Below are 18,190 nucleotides of genomic sequence, written 5' to 3' on the forward strand. Positions count from 1 at the left end.
GTGGTAGCGTCGCGGCATGGATACGACTCCGTTGTCGCGCATGCCGCTCAGCCTTGCCGTGTCGGGAAGAATCCGTGCTGCCATACTCGACGGCTCGCTTCCCGTCGGCGAGGCGTTGCCGACCGAACAGGAACTCGCGCAGACCTTCTCGGTGGGTCGATCGACGGTGCGCGAGGCACTTCGTGTCCTGCAAGCACAGGGATTGTTGACCGGCGCGGACACCACCTCTACTGCCAGGCCTCGGGTGACGCACGAGCACACCGCCGATTCTGCGGCCACCGCTCTGAGTACGGCACTGCAAGTGGGCGCGGTTCCGCTCGGCGATCTTGTCGAATTGCGAGTGCTGCTCGAAGCTGCTGCGCTGCGAACCGTCGCCGTCGTGCCAGACGACGCCCGGGCTGCGATCGAGCGAATGCGCATCGCAACCCGGGCCGACGACTCGGTCGCATTCCACGACGCCGACGTCGACTTTCACGTTGCGCTCGCCGGAGCGGGCGGGAACAAGGCGTTCGGGTTGGTCATGACGGTTCTCCGCGACAGCATCGCCGGCTACCTGCTGAGCGAACTGGACTCGCGCGAGAACTCGGCGGCCACGCTCGGCGCACTGCTGGCCGAGCACGAGGGTATCGCCGACGCGATCGAGCGCGGCGCAGCTGACGAGGCCGCCGATTTGGTCGAGCGCCATGTGCGCGGATTCTACGAAGGACGAACGGAATGACCACGAGTATCGATCTGTTGGGTGAACGCTTGCAGAAAGCGGTGGGGGACAGGGCGACAACCGATCCCGACCGAATGGGCGCGTACGTCCGGGATCAATCACTGCTCACTGCAGCCGGAAGGCCCGCCGCGCTGGTCAAGGCGAAGACGGTCGACGACGTCGTCGCGGTTATGACGGTGGCGCACGAACTCTCCGTTCCGGTGGTGACACGAGGGGCAGGTACCGGGTTGGCCGGCGCTGCCAATGCGCTCGACGGGTGTATCGTCTTGAGCGTCGCGGGCATGGATCGCATTCTCGAGATCGATCCTGCCGCGCGCACCGCCACGGTGGAGCCCGGAGTGATCAATGGTGACCTGGCGGAAGCTGCTGCACAGCAGGGCCTTTGGTACGTACCGGATCCGGGAAGCCGGGCCATCTCGAGTATCGGCGGCAACCTGGCGACAAATGCAGGCGGCATCTGTTGCGCCAAGTACGGCGTCACCGGTGATCACGTCGCGGCCCTGACGGCGGTACTCGCCGACGGGCGTGTGATCCGTACCGGTGCACGGACGCGCAAAAATGTTGCGGGGCTGGACCTGACACATCTGCTCGTGGGCTCGGAGGGAACGCTCGCGGTCATCGTCGAAGCCACGATGCGGTTGCGTACGGCGCCCACTGCCGCGACCACCGTCGTCGCCTTCTTCGATTCCGCGGAGTCCGCGATCGAAGCCGTCCTCGCCGTGTCGGCAGTGGCCGAACCGTGTCAGATGGAATTGATGGACGACGTCACCATCGGCGCGGTCAATCGGCTGACGAAGATGGGGCTGGACGAATCGGCCGGGGCGATGCTGCTCATCCAGTGCGACGGTAGGTCGGCGGCCGCCGAGGCAGCGGACTGCGCCGCGGCGTGCGAAAGTGCCGGGGCTCGAGAGGTTTTCCACACCGACGATCCGGTGGAAGGTGAAGAGTTCACTGCCGCCCGCCGGATGGCGTTGCCAGCTCTCGAGGCGTTGGGCACGGTACTTCTCGACGACGTCGCGGTGCCAGTGCCGGCGTTGCCGTCCATGTTGGAATGCATTCGTGAAGCGGCCGATCGCCACGGTGTCACGATCGGAACCTTCGGCCACGCCGCCGACGGCAATCTTCACCCGACCATCGTGTTCGACGCTGCCGAATCGGGAGCGCAGGATCGTGCGCGCGGAGCTTTCGACGACATCGTTGCCGGCGCACTGGCGTTGGGCGGAACGATCAGCGGTGAACACGGTATCGGGGTTCTCAAAGCGCCGTACATGGCAGACATGGTCGGCCAGACCGAACGCCAGTTGATGCTTGCGGTGAAGGCCGCATTCGATCCGAAGAGCATTCTCAATCCCGGACGGGGTATCTGAGCGCTTCTTCCGCCCCTCACTCGTCGGAAATTGCGCTACCAGACGAACTTGTTGCTGCACGACGCTTTTTCGAGTGACGATGGCCGTCATGAAGCTGCTGATTCTCGGAGGAACACGGTTCCTCGGCCGTGCCCTCGTCGACGACGCCCTGGCACGGGGCTGGGAAGTGACAGTGCTCCATCGGGGGCTCACCGGAGCGCCACCACCTACCGCGGAGGTTCTGTTCGCGGATCGCACCGATCAGCGAGCGATGGTTGAGGCGCTCGGTGATCGTCGATGGGATTTTGTCGTCGACACCTGGTCGGGTAGCCCCCGAGTGGTCGCTGAGAATGCACGCGTCTTGCACGGTCACGTCGACCGGTACGCATACATCTCCAGTGGATCCGTCTACCAATGGGGCTTGCACGTGGACGAGGGCTCGCCGGTGGTTGCCGCATCTGCGACGTCCGATGACAACAGCGATTACGCGTCCGCCAAACGCGGGGCCGAACTCGCTGTCCTGGAATCCTTCCCGGACGCGCTGCTCGCGAGGGCAGGGTTGATCCTCGGCCCGCACGAGGACATCGGGCGGTTGCCGTGGTGGTTGCAGCGCATCGCTGAGGGCGGACGCGTCGTTGCTCCCGGAGCGCCGACCAGACCGTTGCAGTACGTCGATGCCCGCGACATCGCATCGTTTGTCCTGTCCGGACTGGCGGCCGAAATCAGCGGGACGTACGACGTCATCAGTGCGTCCGGGCACACCACTACCTCCGGGCTCCTCGAGGCGTGCGTGGACGCCACCGGTTCGGGTGCGGAGTTGGTGTGGATCGACGAGGACCGACTTGCAGCAGCGGGAGCGCAACCGTGGACACAACTGCCGTGTTGGGTCCCGCAAGAGGGCGAGTTCGCGGGTTTCCTCGAAGCCGACACTGCCAAGGCAGCGCGGGCAGGGTTGCGGTGCCGTCCCGTCGAAAACACCGTGCGCGATACCTGGGAGTGGATGCAGCGGGAAACTCTGCCGACCCAGCGGGAGGATCGTGCGGTGCACGGCCTTCCATCCGAGATCGAAAAGGAACTACTCTCCGCCGGAGAGTGAAACGAGTCTGGCCCGGTTCGCATTCGAACCGGGCCAGACTCGGGAAAGACGATCGATCAGGCGTACAGGTCGCTGATCTTGGTCTTGTGAGCTTCGTGAATGATGTTGCGCTTGAGCTTGAGCGTCGGCGTCAATTCACCGGTCTCCTGGGTGAAGTCGACCTCGAGGATCGTGTACTTCTTGATCTGCTCGGGGTTGGAGACCTTCTTGTTCGCGTCGGCAACGGCCGAGTCGATCTCGGCGATCAGGTCGGCGTTCTTCACCAGATCCGCGATAGCGGTGCCGGCGGGCAGGCCGTTGCGCTCGACCCAACCGGGCAGAGTCTCCGGATCGAGGGTGATCAGTGCACCGATGAACGGCTGACCGTCGCCGACGACGAGGCACTGGCTGATCAGAGCGTGCGCACGCAGGGAATCCTCGAGGCCTGCCGGTGCGACGTTCTTGCCTCCGGCCGTGACGATGATTTCCTTCTTGCGCCCGGTGATGGAGACGTAGCCCTCGTTGTCGATCGATCCGAGGTCGCCGGTGTGGAACCAGCCGTCGACGATCGATTCGGCCGTCGCCTTGTCGTTGTGCCAGTAGCCGGCGAAGACGACCGGGCCCTGCAGGAGGAGTTCGCCGTCCTCGGCGATCCGTGCTGCATGGCCGTTGATCGGCTTGCCGACGGTGCCGACGCGCTGCGCGCTCGAGGTGTTGACGGTGATTGCGGCGCTGGTCTCGGTGAGTCCGTAGCCCTCGTAGATCGGGATGCCGACGCCGCGGAAGTAGTGGCCGAGACGCGCGCCGAGGGCTGCGCCACCGGAGACTGCACGCTCGCACTCGCCGCCCAGAGCTGCGCGCAACTTCGAGTAGACGAGCTTGTCGAATACCGCATGCTTGAGCTTGAGTGCCAGCCCGGGGCCACCCTTTTCGAGGGACTCGCTGTATTCGATGGCAGTGGCGGCAGCCTTGTCGAAGATGCTGCCCTTACCGCCGTCGACTGCCTTCTGGCGAGCCGAGTTGTACACCTTCTCGAACACGCGCGGTACCGAGAGGATGAAGTTGGGCTTGAAACCGGCGAACTGCTCGAGGAGCGTCGTCAGATCCGACGTGTGGGCGACGGTGACCTTGGCGTCGAAAGCGCCGAAGGAGATCGCTCGCGCGAATACGTGGGCGAGCGGCAGGAACATCAGCGTCTTCTTGCCGGGGACCATCGACTCCGGCATCGCCAGGCGGCAGGCGTTGGACTCGGCGTAGAAGTTGGAGTGCGTCAGCTGGACACCCTTGGGGCGTCCGGTGGTTCCGGAGGTGTAGATCAGGGTCGCGGGCGAGGCAGCGGTGACCTGGTGACGACGAGTGTGCAGTTCTTCATCGGTGATTGCCGAACCGCGACTGGACAGCTCGTCGATAGCACCTGACTCGATGACCAGAACCTCGCGGAGGGCTTCTGCACCGTCGGTGACTTCCTTGTGAGTCTCCGCGTGCTTGGCCGTTTCGACGACCAGAAGTGTTGTCGCGGAATCCTCGAGGATCCACTGCGCCTGATCAGGGGAGGAGGTCTCGTAGATCGCGACGGTGCATCCGCCGGCAGTCCAGATGGCGTAGTCGAGAACGACCCACTCGTAGCGAGTTGCTGACAGGATAGCGACGCGGTCGCCGAGCTCGACGCCCGAAGCGATCAGGCCCTTGGCAACTGCGGAGACCTGCTTCGCGAATTCAGCTGCAGTGACGTCGACCCATCCACCGTTCGACGGCCTCTTGAACGGCACGAATGTGGGGTCTTCTTCGGCGTGACGGAACACGGAGTCGGCCATGGATACGTTCTCCGGAATTGAGAACGACTGTGGAACTGAGAACTCGCGCACTATTGACCCCTCCAGTGACTACTGACATTTCTGATGTGCATTGCATCACATTAGTCGTCATTTTGCACTGTCGTTACTATTCGGTAGAACTGGTCGGGCGCTGACCTGCAGTTTAGTGTGACCGCCTGTTTACAGGTACTCAGGCGACGTGTTGGAGCATGCGGCCGTGCACGGACAACCACCGGCGAATTGCGTAGTCCAATCGGTCCGGATCCACTCCGAGTTGCTCTGCAGTAGCTGCAAGGATCTCCGAGGTGTCTCCTGACAACTCGGTGGTGCCGAGTGTTGCGCTTATGAACGTGTCGGCAGCGGTACCCAGATCGGTGTGTGGAATTCCGGCCAACATCAACAGGTGTGCCCAGGTCACTTCGGAACCGTCTCCGCAGGCGTCCACCCAGGCAAGGTGAACCGCATCGAGAGCGTTGTCGGAATCGGCAGCAGAGAGCAGGTCCTCGACGCTGTTGATCCGCAAATGATGGAGTTTCTCGGCGACCTGTTGGATGTGACGTGCCTCGATCGGGACACCCGTCGCCGTGTAGCGACGCTTGTACGAGCCGATCTTGCCTGCCCACTGGTCCGAACTCCCGGCTTCCTCGAAGGTGCGGAGTAGTTCGCGTGCGCCGTCCGTGACGGGTTTGTCTTCGCGGGCTTTCCGGTAGGCCAGGTAGCGATCTACGACGGTCACTTCGCTGTGGCCCGACGTGGACTGAACGGATTCGATGATGCACAGGGCGAGGCTCTGTCGATAAGCGTCTGACGCAACCCAGGCGGAAGGGTCGCCCAGGCGGTCACGGCACGCAGCTGCGACGGCGTCGACGGTATCGGTCGAGATGGTCACGGTTCCTCCAGAAAGCCGAATTCTTTTTGTTCCATTTGGGCTATCGGCACCGAGGAGCGAAATGTTGCACACATCACAAATTCTCAGAGATCTCTTGGACTGCGCTCAGGCTGGAGGGGTGTCCTCTCAGGCGAGGAAGGTCAGCACTTCGTCGTCGCTGAGTTGATGAAAGTCCTCGAATGCAGCACCGACGCCGCCCAGCAGGGCAGGAACGAAGGGGCAGACGACCCGATCGGCTGAGCACGCGATCACTCTCATTGCTTCAGGGGAGGCAACTGGGACAGCGACGATGACGGATGCAGCACCCGCGGTGCGCGCGCAGCGGCAGGCAACGGCGGCACTCGCACCCGTGGCCATTCCGTCGTCGACGATCACTGCTGTGCGTCCGTGGAGGGAAACCGGGGTCCGTCCCTCGCGCAGGAGCCGCGCTCGCCGTTCCAATTCGGTTCGTTCGTCGCGTTCGACGGCGACGAGTTCACTTTTCGAGACGCGAACCGCTGCGATGACGTCGTGATTGAGGACCCGCACGCCACCCTCACCGATGGCGCCCATCGCCAGTTCCGGGTTGTACGGACTGCCGAGCTTGCGCACCACTACGATGTCCAGCGGAGCGTTCAGTGCCGCAGCCACCTCGGCTGCGACCGGTACTCCGCCGCGTGGGAGTCCGAGAACGACAGGCTTGTCGAGACGCAAAGACTCGAGCCGCCCGGCCAGAAATTTGCCGGCGGAAGATCGATCCCGATACTGGGTCACTGCGTTGTCCTCGAGAAGCTCGAACCCCGACCTGTTCGACGCTACCCGCTGCAGGTCACCGCGACGAGACTGTGAACCTCCGCAGCGCGAGAGCGGGATTCTTCTCGCGTACTTCGGCGATGCGAGCGGCCGAAACAGTCGCGGCGGCAACCCCGACCTGCTCGCCCAGTGAACACATCACGACGCCCATCGGGTCGACGATCATGCTGGCACCCGCGCCGCCGCGCGCGCTCTGGTCAGCCGCTGCGATGTACATCGTGTTCTCGATGGCCCGGGCGCGTACGAGAGTGGTCCAGTGGTCTTCCTTGAGTGGCCCGGGCACCCACTGGGCGGGCAGGAGCAGGATGTCCGCGCCGACGTCGACGATGCGCCGGGTGACTTCCGGGAAGCGCAGGTCGTAGCAGGTCTGGAGGCCGAAGGTCAGGCCGTCGCACCCGAATGTCTGCGGTTCCGTGATGTCGCCGGCACGGATCACGGCCGACTCCTGGTAACCGAATGCGTCGTAGAGATGCAGCTTCCGGTAGGTCGCCACCAGTTCGCCGTTCGGGTCCATCGCGACGAGGGTGTTGGAGATTCTGCTCACGTCGTCGATCCGCTCGTTCATTCCCGCTACGAGGAAGATTCCGAACTCCGCGGCGACCGCCGCCAGTGCCGAACCGAATTCGCCGTCCAGGTCCTCCGCGGACTCGATCAGTCGTTCATCCGTCTTCGGTGCGGTGAACATCGAGTATTCCGGCGCCACGACAACTTTCGCGCCCCGTGCTGCTGCATCGGAAGCCAGTGATCGCAGTGATTCGAGGTTGGCTTTCTTGTCCGTCCCCGGGGCGAATTGGGCAATCGCGACAACGGTCTGGGCGGGGGTGGCAACGGTGGCTTCGGTCATGCTCCATACGCTAGGCGAAACCCGCTGGGAGGGTGGATCTGTCGTAAATGCACCCCCGGTATGTCGTCGTGTCTATACTCTATCCGCTAAACTGCTGGTCAAATGAGTGATATTGAGCGTGACCCCGAACCCCCAACATTTGCCGACCTCGACATCGATGATCGGGTACTGAAGGCACTGTCAGACGTGGGCTACGAGTCGCCCTCGCCCATTCAGGCTGCCACCATTCCGCCGCTGCTCGAAGGCAAGGACGTCGTCGGTCTCGCACAGACCGGTACCGGCAAGACCGCAGCTTTCGCAGTTCCAGTCCTGTCGCGGATCGACACGTCGATCAAGCAGACCCAGGCGCTGGTGCTTGCTCCCACGCGTGAGCTGGCGCTTCAGGTTGCCGAGGCATTCGGCAAGTACTCCGCGCACATCCCCGGACTCAACGTGCTGCCGATCTACGGTGGCCAGAGCTACGGCGTCCAGCTGTCGGGCCTGCGCCGCGGCGCACACGTCGTCGTCGGTACCCCGGGTCGTGTCATCGACCATCTCGAAAAGGGCACCCTGGATCTGACCAATCTCAAGTACCTCGTTCTCGACGAGGCCGACGAGATGCTCAAGATGGGGTTCCAGGAGGACGTCGAGCGCATCCTCCGCGACACCCCCGGCGACAAGCAGGTCGCCCTGTTCTCCGCAACGATGCCCGGCTCGATTCGCCGGATCTCGAAGCAGTACCTGAACAATCCGGTCGAGATCACCGTCAAGTCCAAGACGTCGACCGCCTCGAACATCACGCAGCGCTACATTCAGGTTGCTCATCAGCGCAAGCTCGATGCACTGACCCGAGTCCTCGAGGTCGAGGCATTCGAGGCGATGATCATCTTCGTCCGTACCAAGCAGGCCACCGAAGACCTGGCGGAGAAGCTGCGGGCCCGCGGGCACTCGGCTGCCGCGATCAACGGCGACATCGTCCAGGCACAGCGTGAGCGGACCATCGGTCAGCTCAAGAACGGCGCCCTCGACATCCTTGTCGCGACCGACGTTGCCGCTCGAGGCCTCGACGTCGATCGAATCTCCCACGTCGTCAACTACGACATCCCGCATGACACGGAGTCGTACGTTCACCGCATCGGTCGTACCGGCCGCGCCGGTCGTCAGGGTGACGCGTTGCTGTTCGTCGCTCCGCGTGAGCGTCATCTGCTCAAGTCCATCGAGAAGGCGACGCGTCAGCCGCTTGCGGAGATGCAGCTTCCCAGTGTGGACGACGTCAACGCCCAGCGCGTGGCCAAGTTCGGTGACTCCATCACCGAGAGCCTGGCCTCGGAGAATCTCGCGATGTTCCGCAAGATGATCGAGGACTACGACCAGGAACACGATGTTCCGCTCATCGACATCGCTGCCGCTCTGGCATTGCAGTCGCGCGACGGCGAAGCATTCTTGCTTTCTCCCGAGCCGCCGGCACCGCCGCGTCGTGAGCGCGAGCCGCGTGAACCGCGTCCCCCTCGTCGTTTCGACGACGGCCCGGCTCCTCGCTCGCGTGGACCCGAGGGCCAGGAGTTGGCTGCATACCGCATTGCAGTCGGCAAGCGTCACCGCGTCGTTCCGGGTGCCATCGTCGGTGCCATCGCCAACGAGGGTGGACTTCGTCGAAGCGACTTCGGGCACATCAGCATTCGCCCGGATCACAGCATCGTCGAGCTGCCGGCCGACCTCTCCAACGAGACTCTCGAAGCTTTGCGTCGCACACGCATCTCCGGCGTCCTGATCCAGCTGCAGCCTGATTTCGGCCCGCCGCAGGGACGTCCGAGTGGCCGTGGCGACCGTGGTGGCCGGGACGATCGCGGTGGACGTGACGACCGCCGCGGTGGCGGACGCGATCGCTACAACGACTGACCTACAGCTTCAACGACTGACATAAAGACTGAAACAGGCGCTGCCCTCCGCGAGGAGGACAGCGCCTGTTTTCTGTGTGGAGGGCAAGGCGCTGCGCGGTATCAGATCGGCGTCGGTGCGAGGGCGCCGTTCTTCCGGGCGTTGGTGTCGAACTGCGTGCGGTACAACTCGGCGTAGCGGCCACCGCGCGCGAGCAGTTCCTCATGGTTGCCGCGCTCGACGATCTGGCCTGCTTCGACGACAAGGATCAGGTCGGCGGAACGGATCGTCGACAACCGGTGAGCGATCACCACCGCAGTCCGCCCGGCGAGTGCTTCGCCGAGTGCTTCCTGAACCGCGGCTTCCGACGTCGAGTCGAGATGCGCGGTGGCCTCGTCCAGGATGACGACGCGAGGCTGGGCCAGGAGCAGTCGTGCGATGGTCAGGCGTTGACGCTCGCCGCCCGAGAGGCGGTAACCGCGTTCACCCACCACGGTCTCCAATCCGTCGGGCAGCGACGCAACCAGGTCGGTGAGCCGTGCTCGCTCCAGAACCTCGCGCAGATCTTCTTCGGTGGCATCCGGTCGCGCAAGGAGCAGGTTGGATCGAAGGCTCTCGTGGAACAGGTGCCCGTCCTGCGTGACCATGCCGACGGTCTCGCGGATGGACTCGGCACTGAGGTCGCGGACGTCGACGCCGCCCAACTCGACCGAACCGGAGTCGATGTCGTAGAGGCGCGGAATCATCTGCGCCACGGTCGACTTTCCGGCGCCGGACGTGCCGACCAGGGCGACCATCTGCCCTGCTTCCGTGCGGAAAGACAGGTCGTGCAACACGTCCTCGCCGCCGCGGGTGTCGAGGATCGCGACTTCCTCCAGAGAAGCTAGTGACACCTTGTCGGCAGACGGGTAAGCAAAAGTGACGTTCTTGAACTCGACGGACACCGGGCCCTGCGGCACCGTGCGTGCATCGGGCTTCTCGGTGATGAGCGGCGCCAGATCGAGAATCTCGAATACCCGCTCGAAGCTGACCAGGGCGCTCATGACATCGACCCGGGCGCTGGCCAGTGCGGTCAACGGCGAGTACAGCCGCGTCAACAACAATGCCATCGCCACGACGGCGCCTGCGTCCAACTGTCCGCGCAGCGCGTAGAAGCCGCCGAGTCCGTAGACGAGGGCAAGAGCAAGGGCCGAGACCAGCGTCAGCGCTGTGACGAAGACGGACTGCAGCATTGCGGTCCGGACTCCGATGTTGCGCACACGCCTGGCGCGAACCGCGAACTCCGCCGACTCTTGCGACGGGCGGCCGAACAGCTTGACCAGAGTAGCGCCGGGAGCGGAGAACCGCTCCGTCATCTGGGTGCTCATGAGCGAATTATGGTTGGCTGCTTCACGATTGAGTGCTGCAAGTTTTGCGCCCATGCGCCGTGCGGGGATGACGAAGATCGGGAGAAGTAGCAGCGCGAGGACAGTGATCTGCCAGGAGATCCCGAGCATGACGATCAGCGTGATCACCAGGGTGACCAGATTGCTGACCACTCCGGACAAGGTGTCGCTGAAGGCGCGCTGAGCGCCGATGACGTCGTTGTTGAGACGGCTGACCAGTGCTCCGGTTCGAGTTCTGGTGAAGAACGCGATGGGCATCTTCTGGACGTGATCGAAGACGGTGGTGCGCAGATGCAGGATCAGGTCTTCGCCGATGCTGGCCGACAGCCACCGGGTCAACAGGCCCAGAGCGGCTTCGAGAAGTGCAACCAGTGCGATCAGGGCGGCAAGTTTGACGACCACGTCGACGGCGTCGCCGCCGACTATCGCGTTGACCACACGCCCGGCCAGGACGGGTGTTGCCACGGCAAGCGCAGCAGTGACGACACTCAGTACGAGGTACCAGCTGAGGTTGCGTTTCTGTGGAACTGCGAACGTCGCGATCCGCTTCAGTGTCGCCTTCGAGAACGGGCGCCGATCTTCTTGCGCGTGCATCGCGTTGTACATCGCGTTCCACGCGGTGACTTCCATACTCATGACTTCGCCCCTCCGGTCGCCGGCCACGAAGATTACGTGGCCGGTACGACACGAAGGTAGAACCTCAACCAAACTTCAGGTCAAGTGCGGCCTCAGCGGGCCACGTCGACCACCACTCGCGGAGGGTCGCTGAGCGTCGTGACCGTGAACGGCTGCTTCTCGGTCACGCCGATGAACGACTGGGTGACTCCCTCGAAGACGTTGGACCCGTTGACCTCGGTCACGACTCCGCCGACGCCGGGGACCGGGTTGGGGCCGGAGTACTGCTCGACTCCGCTGTCGAAGGGATAGGCGGAACCGTCGATCAGGACCTGGATCACTGCGGCACCCTTGATGTCCACGGGCTTTCCGCTGCCCTCCTGTGTCGCCGCGTCGACGTACTTGACGCGCCATCCGGGTGTGCCGGTTCCGCCCATTTCGTAGACGACACGATCGAATCCGTCGTGCTCGCCCACTCGGATGTCGACGACGGTGAGCTTGGATTCGGTGCCCGCAGCCGACGTCTTGTCGGAGCTGTCCGTCGGGACTGGTTCTGTGGTCGACGCTGCTGCACTCGAGGTCGAGGTGACGGCCGAGGTGGCTGCCGTGGGAGTGGTCTCCGCGTCCTGCGAACAGGCAGTCAGGCTCACGCCCACTGCGATGGCAGCGACAGCGGCAAATGATCTCGTCCGGTTCGTTGTCATGACTCGATCGTAGGGCTCGCGTTATCGGGATCCGCGGCGGCGGTGCCCGGAGTTACCTAACCGATATCGCCGTCGACGTAGAGCCACTTACCCTCTGTTCGCGCAAATCGACTGCGTTCGTGGAGCATTCCCCGCTCGCGCCCGAATGTGTAGTGAGCGCGAAATTCCACGACGCCGTCGGAATCGAACAGCCCGCCCCGTTCGGTGTCCAGGATCTCCAACCGGAGCCATGTCTGGTCGGGGTCGAGATCGAGTTCGGTGGGGCGATGGGCGGGATGCCAAGTCTGCGTGAGATATTCGTCGTCCATCACAGCGAAGGCCGTGTAACGCGAACGCATCAGGGTTTCGGCAGTCGGTGCGTGCGCTTCACCGCTGATGTACTTTCCGCAGCATTCGGCCAACGCGTTGCCGCTGCCGCACGGGCACGGATCGGTCGGATTGGGTGTGGTGGGGCGCCGGGAAGTCACCGCCCCATTACAGCACGCGAACTCAGACCAGTTTGTGTTCGCGGTTGTCCCAGTACGGTTTGCGGAGGTCGCGCTTGAGGATCTTTCCGGTGGGATTGCGGGGAAGGATCTCGACGACGTCGATACTGGTCGGGCACTTGAACTTTGCGAGGCGTTCCTGTGTATAGGTGATCAGTTCGGCTTCGTCGATCTGCGCTTCGGCAGTGAGAACCACGACAGCCTTGACGGTTTCACCCCAACGGTCGTCGGGAACACCGATGACCGCGACCTCGGCGATTGCCGGATGCTCCACAAGTACTCGTTCGATCTCGGGGGAGTAGACGTTCTCGCCGCCGGTGATGATCATGTCCTTGAGGCGGTCCTCGATGAAGACGAAGCCGTCGGAGTCGGCGCGGCCCATGTCGCCGCTACGCAGCCACCCATCTGCGGTAATCGTTTCGGCCGTCGCCTCGGGCTTGCCCAGGTATCCGGGAGTGCACTGTTCGGATCGCCACCACAGTTCGCCGGTCGTTCCGGTGGGCACGTCCTCGAGCGTGACGGGGTCCACCACACGCATCTCGACGCCGGGGATCGCCGTGCCTGCTGATGCCATGCGCTCGACCTGCGACTCGTCGCGGTGAACGTCCGGCATCAACGCGGTAATGACACCTGCCATTTCGGTCATGCCGTAGACCTGGACGAATTCGGTGTCCGGCCAAGCCGCGAGGGCTGCTCGCAACAACGGAAGGGGCATGGGGGCGGCGCCGTAGGTAATGCGTTTGAATGCCTTGAAGGCGGCGACCGCCTGCTCGCCCGCGGCCAGGACTCCGGCAATGACCGGTGGGACGAGAAAGGCGATGTTGGCTCCGGCGGCGAGACCGGCGAAGATCGACGGTCCGTCGGCTTCTCTCGTGAAGTAACAGCGCCCACCCGTGTGAATTGCCATGATGGCGTAGCACGTTCCGCCGACGTGGAACATCGGCATCGCGATCAAGAATCGGTGATCCTCGTGGGCCGGCAGGATTTCGAGCACATTGTTGCTGTGCGCGAACAGGTTTCGATGCGTGAGCTGTACGCCTTTGGGTCGACCGGTCGTCCCGGAACTGTAGAGAACCAGAGCGGTGGCATCGGGGCTCACCTCGGGGCGGGAGTGCAGCGGTGCGACCTCGTCGATCCACGGTTCGAACTCGTCGTGTTCCCCGCCGACGGCGAAGATCGATTCGACGGCCGTCAAGCGGTCGCGCATGGCGACGATCTGGGGGAGTAGTTCGCTGCCGACAAACAGAATGCGAGCGCCACAGTCCGCGAGGACGTAATCCAGCTCTTCGCCCGAAAGTCGCCAGTTGGGAATGACATTCGCGGCGCCGAGCAGTGAGGCGGCGTAGGTGACTTCGAGGCAGGACAGATGATTCTTGTCGACGAACGCGACAGTGTCGCCGGCGCCGATGCCGGATTCGGCGAGGGCGGCGGCGATACGCAAGATGCGGTCTCGCCACTGGGCCCACGTGTATTCGGTCCCTTGGAAGGTCATCGCTGCTTGATCAGGCTTGACCGTCGCCCAGTGCTCTAGCCGATCGAAAATGATTCCAGCGGTGGCGTCGGACATTCGGCCGCCTCTCTCGTGTGATTGGTGTCACAAGGTTAATGTGCGCCCGGTCTTCGTATCGCTGTTTCTCGTCAATGCGCACAAGCAGAAAGAGCACATTCCCGCGACCCTGACCGGCTCGGCTGCAGATATCAGGGTGGTCCCCGATGGCGAGCGCGCCCGACACCCGACAGGATGGAACCAACCATTGCGGGCGTCCGTGTTTTCACGGGCGCCCGTCACGCCCACAAGTAGTACCGAAGTGAACAGGAAAGGCGATCATGAGTTCGCACGCCCAGGATGTCGCGGCCCGCGCAGTCGGCCTGTCCAAGACCTACGGCACCGGAGATACCCAGGTGCACGCACTCAGTTCGGTGTCCGCAGATTTCGCCCGCGGTGAGTTCACGGCGATCATGGGACCGTCCGGTTCCGGTAAGTCGACGCTGATGCATTGCCTCGCCGGTCTGGATTCCGCAAGTTCGGGTTCCGTTCTCATCGGCGACACGGAACTCACGACGCTTTCCGACAAACAGATGACCCAATTGCGACGCGATCGCATCGGTTTCGTTTTCCAGGCGTTCAACCTGGTGCCGACGCTGACGGCGCTCGAGAACATCACGTTGCCGCTCGACATCGCGGGACGCAAAGCGGACCCGACCTGGCTGAACAGCGTCCTGACCAAGCTGGGTCTCGGGGATCGCCTCGATCACCGGCCGGGAGAGCTCTCGGGTGGTCAGCAGCAGCGTGTGGCGTGTGCGCGTGCGCTGGCGGGTCAGCCGGAGATCATCTTCGGCGACGAGCCGACCGGAAACCTCGATTCGAAGTCCTCCGGGGAGGTGCTCTCGATCCTGCGGGCGGCCGTCGACGAGTTCAACCAGACCGTGGTGATCGTGACGCACGATCCGCGGGCAGCGGCGTATGCCGACCGGGTGGTGTTCCTCGCGGACGGCAAGATCGTCGACGAATTGCGCGAGCCTACGGCGGATTCGGTCCTCGACCGGATGAAGCGTCTGGACGCTCCGCAGGCGGTCGTGAACGTGGAAGCCGGGGCTTGAGCACATGGCTTCGGTAAGCAACTCGCCGATGCGCAAGGTTTCCCTGCGCAACTTGGCGGCACACAAGGTGCGACTTGCGCTGACGGTTCTCTCCGTGGTGCTTGGCACGGCTTTTGTCGCGGGGTCGTTCGTTTTCACCGACACCCTCCAGAAGACTTTCGATTCGATCTTCGAGAACACCGCCCAGGGCGTCGACGTCCGGGTATCGATGGAAGAACGCAACACCAGTGGTGTTCCGGTGGAGGATGTCGACAAACTTGCGGCGGTCGACGGCGTCCGAGCGGTAGCCCCGGCCGTCAGTGGACAGATCGTCCTGATCAACGCAGACGGCGGCGCTGTTCAGACCGGCGGCGCGCCGAGTATCGGGCAGTCCTACCTACCGCCGGGCCAGGCGATTGCCGAACCCGACACCTTCGTCGAGGGCGCGCCTCCGACGCAGACCGGTCAGGTCGCGCTGAACACCAGCGCCGCCGAGCGAGCCGGACTGAAGGTGGGGGACTCCGCCAAGGTTCTGGCACCGGCCCGCGGAATCGTGGACGTGACGTTGTCCGGCATCTACGAGGGGGCGGGCAGTGACACCGGCGGGTTCATCGGCGCGCTCTTCACCGACGAGCAGGCCCGTGGACTATTCACCGACGGCCAACACGTCGAGTACATCGACGTCGCGGGCGACGGGGTGTCGCAGACGGAACTACAGCAACGCGTCGAGCAGGTTTTCCCCGATCTCAAGGTGCAGACCGGCGACCAGGTTCGTGAGGAGACCAAGGCCGAGGTCGACTCGGCGCTGAGCTTCATCAACTACTTCCTGTTGGCGTTCGGCGCGATTGCTCTGCTCGTCGGAACGTTCATCATCTACAACACCTTCTCCATGATCGTGGCGCAGCGTCTTCGTGAGCTGGCGCTGCTGCGTGCGATCGGTGCGAGCCGAGCGCAGGTCGGCCGTTCGGTGGTCACCGAGGCGCTCGTGGTCGGACTCATCGGCAGCATCATCGGTCTGCTCGGCGGTATCGGTCTCGCCTACGGATTGCGCAGTCTGCTCAACACATTCGACGTCGGTCTGCCGGAAGGCCCGCTCCAGGTGGGTGCCCGCACGATCATCGTCGCGTTGGTAGTCGGCGTCGTCGTCACGACGCTCAGCGCTTACGCCCCGGCTCGTCGTGCGTCGAAGATCCCGCCGGTAGCGGCCATGCGTGAGGAGTTCGCCTCTACCGGTGACTCACTGCGAGTGCGGACGTTGATCGGTGCGATTCTCGGCGTGATCGGTGTGGCACTGCTCGTGTTCGGCTCTCGCGGTACCGGTGGTGGGGCTGCGTTGATAGTCGGACTCGGTGCGTTCTCGTTGATCATCGCGGTTCTTCTCGGGGCTCCGGCGCTGTCGCGACCGATCGTCGGTGCGCTCGGTGCCGTGTTCGCCAAGCCGTTCGGCGCCATCGGGCGATTGGCCCGTACCAATGCGGTGCGTAATCCTCGCCGTACGGCCGCAACGGCATTCGCGCTGACTCTCGGTCTGATGCTGGTGACGGTCATCGGAGTGTTCGGTTCCTCGGCCAAGGCGAGCATCAATGCTCTTGTGGACGTGGGTGTCTCGGCCGACTACATCCTGACCGGTCCCAACGCGATCGGTGTGCCGCGAGGTGCGGCCGACGCGGTCCGGCAGGTACCCGACGTACAGAGCGCGACGTCCTTGCACGGGGTGCGCGCGAAGGTCGACGGTGAGGACGAGCAAGGCGCTTCGTTCGACGGACCGATCGAAGGCGTGCTCGAGTACAAGATCCTCGAGGGCACGGTCGATCTGACCGGCAACAACATGCTCGTCTCGAAGTCGACTGCGGATGACAAGGGCTGGACTGTCGGCTCGACCCAGACGTTGACCGGTCCTGGCGGCGTCGAGTACCAGACCGTTGTCGCGGGAGTGTTCGAGGACAACCAGCTGATCGGCTCGTGGATCGTCTCGGACGAGGCGTACCGGAAACTGATGCCGGCCGAGAGTCTCCCGGACTTCGTGGTGCTGGTGAAGGCGAAGCCTGGTGCGGATCTGACCACGCTGCGATCCGAGCTGGAAACGGCCACGGAGAAGTACGTCGTCGTCCAGGTGCAGGATCGTGAGGAGTTCAAGGGAACTCAGGGCCAGCAGATCAACACCTTGTTGGCGATCCTCTACGGACTGCTTGCACTCGCGGTCGTGATCGCAATCCTGGGCATCATCAACACCTTGGCACTGTCGGTGGTCGAGCGGCGACGAGAAATCGGAATGCTGCGAGCTGTCGGCATGCAGCGCGGACAGATGCGACGCACGATCTACCTCGAGTCGGTGCTCATCGCGGTGTACGGCGCGGCGGTCGGAGTTGTTCTCGGCATCGCGTTCGGTTGGGCCTTCGTGAGCACTCTCGCGGATCAGGGCCTCGACAAGATCACGATCCCGTGGGGTCAGGTGGTCGGAATGCTGATCGGCTCGGGTGTGGTCGGTGTCTTGGCGGCGCTGTGGCCGGCCAACCGAGCGGCCAAGACGAAGCCGCTGGAGGCGATTGCAGACATGTAGGGCCTTCGGCCCCGTGCGCACTTTTGGTAGCGGAAGCAGCCGAAAGTGCGCACGGTACCGTTGCCACATGAGCACCCTTCAAGAAGTCGGCGAACGTGAATCCTGGCGCTGCTGGCTGTGTGACGAACCGGTCGATCCCGACATGTCCGTCAACGATCCGCGCGGCCCGAGTATCGACAGCATCAACACCGCGAAAAAGGGTGGCAAGACCAAAGGTGGCGTCGAACGCTTGGCGCACCGCGCGTGCAACACCAAGAAGGGTGCGGTCAAACCTGTTGTGGAGTGGCCGGATCGGCTGTTCGTCGTGGATCCCGCCCCGATCATCGGGGTCGTGGAGCAACTCGAGCGCAAGGGTGGCCGCGTCGCCGTCGCTCGCTGTCCCGGCAAGGACGACGCCCAGGAAGCGTCGGACTGGCTGATCGACCGGTTGTCACGTTTGGCTCCGTCGCTGAACGTGGAAACGAGCATCGACGCCGCGGGTGGGGGTTACCTGTTGGTCCTCAAAACCGTGTAGTAGCTCGGTTCC

General features: G+C 63.7%; 15 protein-coding genes. 7 read left to right on the forward strand and 8 right to left on the reverse strand.

The genetic code is table 11. The annotated features are described in order from the left end of the window. The first annotated feature begins 16 nt into the window (after positions 1 to 16). From ACKAMS_RS27360 to ACKAMS_RS27370, 3 genes are all read left to right on the forward strand, one after another. The gene (locus ACKAMS_RS27360; RefSeq protein WP_019749310.1) at positions 17 to 718 is read left to right on the forward strand and encodes a FadR/GntR family transcriptional regulator; all 702 of its coding nucleotides are present in this window, start codon (positions 17 to 19) and stop codon (positions 716 to 718) included. After that, positions 715 to 2,085 carry an FAD-binding oxidoreductase gene (locus ACKAMS_RS27365; RefSeq protein ID WP_097387143.1) on the forward strand — a complete coding sequence of 457 codons (1,371 nt, stop codon included), beginning with the start codon at positions 715 to 717 and terminating at the stop codon, positions 2,083 to 2,085. Before ACKAMS_RS27360 ends, ACKAMS_RS27365 begins: the two co-directional genes overlap by 4 nt. Positions 2,086 to 2,173: 88 nt before the next feature. Next, on the forward strand, positions 2,174 to 3,160 hold the full coding sequence (locus tag ACKAMS_RS27370; protein ID WP_232816901.1) for an NAD-dependent epimerase/dehydratase family protein: 987 nt from the start codon (positions 2,174 to 2,176) through the stop codon (positions 3,158 to 3,160). A gap of 56 nt (positions 3,161 to 3,216) precedes the next feature. On the opposite strand, the gene ACKAMS_RS27375 is transcribed toward ACKAMS_RS27370, so the two are convergent. From ACKAMS_RS27375 to ACKAMS_RS27390, 4 genes are all read right to left on the reverse strand, one after another. Beyond that, a complete protein-coding gene (locus ACKAMS_RS27375) occupies positions 3,217 to 5,004 on the reverse strand; it encodes a long-chain fatty acid--CoA ligase (protein ID WP_019749307.1) in 1,788 nt (595 codons plus the stop codon). Between the two features lie 139 nt (positions 5,005 to 5,143). Next, positions 5,144 to 5,842, reverse strand: coding sequence for a hypothetical protein (locus tag ACKAMS_RS27380; RefSeq protein ID WP_029255787.1), 699 nt, complete (start codon positions 5,840 to 5,842; stop codon positions 5,144 to 5,146). Between the two features lie 126 nt (positions 5,843 to 5,968). Continuing rightward, a complete protein-coding gene (locus ACKAMS_RS27385; protein WP_024487772.1) occupies positions 5,969 to 6,595 on the reverse strand; it encodes a phosphoribosyltransferase in 627 nt (208 codons plus the stop codon). A gap of 55 nt (positions 6,596 to 6,650) precedes the next feature. Beyond that, on the reverse strand, positions 6,651 to 7,478 hold the full coding sequence (locus tag ACKAMS_RS27390) for a carbon-nitrogen hydrolase family protein (RefSeq protein ID WP_020908425.1): 828 nt from the start codon (positions 7,476 to 7,478) through the stop codon (positions 6,651 to 6,653). A 102-nt stretch (positions 7,479 to 7,580) separates the two neighbouring features. Here ACKAMS_RS27390 and ACKAMS_RS27395 point away from each other — a divergent pair, with 102 nt between their 5' ends. After that, the gene (locus tag ACKAMS_RS27395) at positions 7,581 to 9,356 is read left to right on the forward strand and encodes a DEAD/DEAH box helicase (RefSeq protein ID WP_003945121.1); all 1,776 of its coding nucleotides are present in this window, start codon (positions 7,581 to 7,583) and stop codon (positions 9,354 to 9,356) included. Between the two features lie 101 nt (positions 9,357 to 9,457). Here ACKAMS_RS27395 and ACKAMS_RS27400 read toward each other — a convergent pair whose 3' ends face one another. The 4 genes from ACKAMS_RS27400 to ACKAMS_RS27415 all read right to left on the reverse strand — a co-directional run bounded on the left by ACKAMS_RS27400 (position 9,458) and on the right by ACKAMS_RS27415 (position 14,091). Continuing rightward, on the reverse strand, positions 9,458 to 11,356 hold the full coding sequence (locus ACKAMS_RS27400; RefSeq protein ID WP_408989840.1) for an ABC transporter ATP-binding protein: 1,899 nt from the start codon (positions 11,354 to 11,356) through the stop codon (positions 9,458 to 9,460). A 92-nt stretch (positions 11,357 to 11,448) separates the two neighbouring features. Next, positions 11,449 to 12,039: a hypothetical protein gene (locus ACKAMS_RS27405; RefSeq protein WP_019749302.1), complete on the reverse strand. Its 591-nt coding sequence runs from the start codon at positions 12,037 to 12,039 to the stop codon at positions 11,449 to 11,451. Between the two features lie 56 nt (positions 12,040 to 12,095). Then, a complete protein-coding gene (locus ACKAMS_RS27410; RefSeq protein ID WP_021344960.1) occupies positions 12,096 to 12,506 on the reverse strand; it encodes a YchJ family protein in 411 nt (136 codons plus the stop codon). 22 nt (positions 12,507 to 12,528) lie between these two features. Next, positions 12,529 to 14,091: a long-chain-fatty-acid--CoA ligase gene (locus tag ACKAMS_RS27415; protein ID WP_019749300.1), complete on the reverse strand. Its 1,563-nt coding sequence runs from the start codon at positions 14,089 to 14,091 to the stop codon at positions 12,529 to 12,531. Between the two features lie 260 nt (positions 14,092 to 14,351). Here ACKAMS_RS27415 and ACKAMS_RS27420 point away from each other — a divergent pair, with 260 nt between their 5' ends. The 3 genes from ACKAMS_RS27420 (at position 14,352) to ACKAMS_RS27430 (ending at position 18,178) form a co-directional block, all read left to right on the forward strand. Then, a complete protein-coding gene (locus tag ACKAMS_RS27420; protein WP_003945134.1) occupies positions 14,352 to 15,125 on the forward strand; it encodes an ABC transporter ATP-binding protein in 774 nt (257 codons plus the stop codon). Positions 15,126 to 15,129: 4 nt separating this feature from the next. Next, positions 15,130 to 17,664 carry an ABC transporter permease gene (locus tag ACKAMS_RS27425; RefSeq protein ID WP_019749299.1) on the forward strand — a complete coding sequence of 845 codons (2,535 nt, stop codon included), beginning with the start codon at positions 15,130 to 15,132 and terminating at the stop codon, positions 17,662 to 17,664. A 67-nt stretch (positions 17,665 to 17,731) separates the two neighbouring features. Further along, the gene (locus ACKAMS_RS27430; RefSeq protein WP_020970172.1) at positions 17,732 to 18,178 is read left to right on the forward strand and encodes a hypothetical protein; all 447 of its coding nucleotides are present in this window, start codon (positions 17,732 to 17,734) and stop codon (positions 18,176 to 18,178) included. Positions 18,179 to 18,190 lie beyond the last annotated feature (12 nt).

The organism is Rhodococcus sp. 5A-K4, from assembly GCF_046097995.1.
GTDB classification, from domain to species: domain Bacteria; phylum Actinomycetota; class Actinomycetes; order Mycobacteriales; family Mycobacteriaceae; genus Rhodococcus_F; species Rhodococcus_F erythropolis.

Bases quoted from the DNA above. Each gene is read 5' to 3' on its own strand.
- ACKAMS_RS27360 (WP_019749310.1), top strand. From the start codon at position 17: ATGGATACGACTCCGTTGTCGCGCATGCCGCTCAGCCTTGCCGTGTCG.
- ACKAMS_RS27365 (WP_097387143.1), top strand. From the start codon at position 715: ATGACCACGAGTATCGATCTGTTGGGTGAACGCTTGCAGAAAGCGGTG.
- ACKAMS_RS27370 (WP_232816901.1), top strand. From the start codon at position 2,174: ATGAAGCTGCTGATTCTCGGAGGAACACGGTTCCTCGGCCGTGCCCTC.
- ACKAMS_RS27390 (WP_020908425.1), bottom strand. From the start codon at position 7,478: ATGACCGAAGCCACCGTTGCCACCCCCGCCCAGACCGTTGTCGCGATT.
- ACKAMS_RS27395 (WP_003945121.1), top strand. From the start codon at position 7,581: ATGAGTGATATTGAGCGTGACCCCGAACCCCCAACATTTGCCGACCTC.
- ACKAMS_RS27400 (WP_408989840.1), bottom strand. From the start codon at position 11,356: ATGAGTATGGAAGTCACCGCGTGGAACGCGATGTACAACGCGATGCAC.
- ACKAMS_RS27405 (WP_019749302.1), bottom strand. From the start codon at position 12,039: ATGACAACGAACCGGACGAGATCATTTGCCGCTGTCGCTGCCATCGCA.
- ACKAMS_RS27415 (WP_019749300.1), bottom strand. From the start codon at position 14,091: ATGTCCGACGCCACCGCTGGAATCATTTTCGATCGGCTAGAGCACTGG.
- ACKAMS_RS27420 (WP_003945134.1), top strand. From the start codon at position 14,352: ATGAGTTCGCACGCCCAGGATGTCGCGGCCCGCGCAGTCGGCCTGTCC.
- ACKAMS_RS27425 (WP_019749299.1), top strand. From the start codon at position 15,130: ATGGCTTCGGTAAGCAACTCGCCGATGCGCAAGGTTTCCCTGCGCAAC.
- ACKAMS_RS27430 (WP_020970172.1), top strand. From the start codon at position 17,732: ATGAGCACCCTTCAAGAAGTCGGCGAACGTGAATCCTGGCGCTGCTGG.